This window comes from Bacillus sp. mrc49 (assembly GCF_002803435.1).
Genome location: NZ_PHNG01000176.1, coordinates 1 through 915 on the forward strand (window position 1 = coordinate 1; position 915 = coordinate 915).

General features: G+C 44.3%; 1 protein-coding gene. It reads left to right on the forward strand.

Annotated features, from left to right (window positions below):
- Nucleotides 1-915 (forward strand): lytic transglycosylase domain-containing protein (locus tag CVN76_RS01220; RefSeq protein ID WP_157805421.1); only part of this gene is annotated, 915 nt, incomplete at both ends.

Genomic DNA, 915 nt, shown 5'->3' on the forward strand with positions numbered 1-915 from the left:
ACAACGGGTACTGAACTGATGCATTTGCCTAGAGGTTCAGCTATTCTTCCACACGATAAAACAAAGGCGGTCTTAAGCAGCTATAATTTCCCGACTAATTCGATCCCAGGCTTTGCAAAGGGTACCGGTGATGATGATTCGTTTATGGATTACATCATTAGTGGTTCTAACAAAGTTATAAACGGCATTGGAACATTAGGCGGCAAGGCTATGGATGCATTCGATATCATCACAAAAGGCCCTTCTAAGTTATGGAACCAATTAAAAAGTTCCCTAAACTTTAAAGACACGTTCCCTACATTTGCAAACCAATGGGCAGGCGGAAATGGTGTAGTGGGGTGGGCGAAAAATAAAGCCATGGATTATTTCGGTTCCTTGTTTGATGGATTCGGCGGCGGAGGCAGTGCGGCTCCTGTGGGTAAGGGCGTTGAAAGATGGCGGAGTACCGTCATACAGGCATTAGGAATGAATGGACTCCCTACAAGTGCTAATTATGTGAACGCATGGTTAAGGCAAATCAAGTCTGAATCAGGCGGGAATGAGAAGGCTATCCAATCCACAGCTGTCAAAGATGTTAACTATTACACTGGAAATTTAGCTCGCGGCCTCGTCCAGGTGATCCCGCCAACATTTCGCAGTTTTGCATTCCCTGGACATACAAACCAATTGAATGGTTTAGACAGCTTACTGGCAGGCATGAACTATGCAAAATCGCGTTATGGATCTAATATGCTTAAATACATCGGTCATGGTCATGGATATGAAAATGGCGGCATCATCACCAAGGAACATTTGGCTATGGTAGGTGAAGGAAATAAACCAGAAGCAATCATCCCTTTAAGTCCGAACAAACGGAGTAGGGCACTAGAATTACTGGCTGCCGTTTCTAGTAAGATATTTGGTGATCCGACTAAG